The 1954-nt window shown below is 72.1% G+C and carries 2 protein-coding genes; both read left to right on the forward strand.

From position 1 onward, the window contains the following. On the forward strand, nt 1-1165 hold a 1165-nt coding region (locus tag ACFWEP_RS34340; protein ID WP_387376179.1), incomplete at its 5' end, for a molybdopterin-dependent oxidoreductase. A gap of 105 nt (nt 1166-1270) precedes the next feature. After that, on the forward strand, nt 1271-1915 hold the full coding sequence (locus tag ACFWEP_RS34345; RefSeq protein WP_387376181.1) for a fasciclin domain-containing protein: 645 nt from the start codon (nt 1271-1273) through the stop codon (nt 1913-1915). Nucleotides 1916-1954 lie beyond the last annotated feature (39 nt).

A 1954-nucleotide genomic window follows, 5' to 3' on the forward strand; every position in this document is an offset into this window, starting at 1 on the left:
TCCGTCTCCCGCGGCTGGGGAGACGGAGACGGGACCGGTACACGCCTCGGACGCGGCGGCGGGCCCCGCGCCCGCCTTCGACCGCCGGGGCTTCGTGATCGCCGCCACCGCCGCGGCGGCGGCCTCGGCCGGGGCGGGGTACGTGGGGCGCCGCCTCACCGCGTCCGTCCAGGCCGGGGCATCGGCCTCCCGCGCCGACATCAGGCTGCCGGTACCCGACTCGGCCGCGCCCGCCGTGCCCCCGGGCACGGACCTGGGGGTACGCGGCGTCAGCTCGTTCGTCACCCCGAACAAGAGCTTCTACCGCGTCGACACCGCGCTGGTGGTGCCCCGCGTGGACGCCGGCCGCTGGCGGCTTCGCATCCACGGCAAGGGCGTCACCCGCCCGCTGACCCTCGGTTACCAGGACCTGCTGTCCCGTCCGACCGTCGAACGGGACATCACCCTGGCCTGCGTGTCCAACGAGGTCGGCGGACCGTACATCGGCAACGCCCGGTGGATCGGGGTTCGCCTGGCGGACCTCCTGCGCGAGGCCGGGGTGAAGGCCCCGTCGAAGGGCGGTCCGGCCGACCAGCTCGTCTCGCGCTCGGTCGACGGAATGACCATCGGCACGCCTGTCGAAACCGTCCTGGACGGCCGCGACGCGATGCTCGCCCTCGGCATGAACGGCGAGCCGCTGCCGTTCGAGCACGGCTTCCCGGTGCGAATGCTCGTCCCCGGTCTCTACGGCTACGTCTCGGCCTGCAAGTGGATCGAGGACATCGAGCTGACCACCTTCGACGCGTACGACGCCTACTGGGTCAAGCGCGACTGGGCCCAGCAGGCGCCCATCAAGACGGAGTCGCGGATCGACACTCCGCGCCCCTTCGCGTCGCCGAAGGCCGGCACCGTGCCGGTCGGCGGTGTCGCCTGGGCCCAGCACCGGGGCATCTCCCGGGTGGAGGTCCGGGTGGACGGCGGCGACTGGCACACCGCGCGGCTGGGCGCGGCGGACGGCCGGGACACCTGGCGCCAGTGGGTGTGGGAGTGGCCGGCCACCTCCGGCCACCACACCCTCGAAGTCCGCGCGACCGACGGCACCGGCGCCACCCAGACCTCCCACCGCGTCGGAACCGTCCCCGACGGCGCGACCGGCTGGCATTCGGTGGTGGTCGACGTGTCCTGAGCCCCTCTCACCACCTCGAAGCCTGCTCCTTCCCGTTCCACGACCGAACCGCCCGGGCCGCTCGACCGCCCGGGCAGGCACCACCATCCGAACCAGGAGAACTCCATGAACGCCCTGCACCTTCGCCGTCTCGCCGTCGCCGTCTCGGCCGCCGCCGTACTGCCGCTGGCCCTGACGTCCTGCTCCTCCACCGACACCAAGGACTCGGCTTCCGGCGCCGGCGCCGACAAGGCGTCCTCGGCGAGTGCGCCGGCGAGTGCCGCCACGCCCGCCGACGAGCCCTTCGGCCCGGCCTGTTCCTCCGTGCCGAAGAACGGCGCGGGCTCCTTCGACGGCATGGCGCAGGACCCGGTCGCCACCGCCGCCTCGAACAACCCGGACCTCGCCACCCTGGTCACCGCGGTCAAGGCCGCCGGGCTGGTCGACACGCTGAACAGCGCCGAGAACATCACGGTCTTCGCGCCGACCAACGAGGCGTTCGCCAAGGTCCCGAAGGCCGACCTGGAGAAGCTGCTCGCGAACAAGGAGGAGCTGACCAAGGTTCTGACCTACCACGTGGTCGGCCAGAAGATCGCCCCGAAGCAGCTGTCGAACGGCTCCTTCGACACCCTGGAGAAGAGCAAGCTGACGACGTCCGGCTCGGACATGACGTACACCGTCAACGACAGCGCGAAGGTCGTCTGCGGCAACGTCCGGACGGCCAACGCCACGGTCTACATCGTCGACTCCGTCCTGATGCCGCCCCAGTAGTCGGCGGGCCCCGATGAGGGCCGGATCATCGTGAGGGGG

Origin of the sequence: Streptomyces sp. NPDC060198 (genome assembly GCF_042728415.1) — a bacterium.
Lineage (GTDB): Bacteria > Actinomycetota > Actinomycetes > Streptomycetales > Streptomycetaceae > Streptomyces.

What these genes read in the sequence shown, in the direction of transcription:
- ACFWEP_RS34345 (WP_387376181.1), top strand. Translation starts at nt 1,271, where the DNA reads ATGAACGCCCTGCACCTTCGCCGTCTCGCCGTCGCCGTCTCGGCCGCC.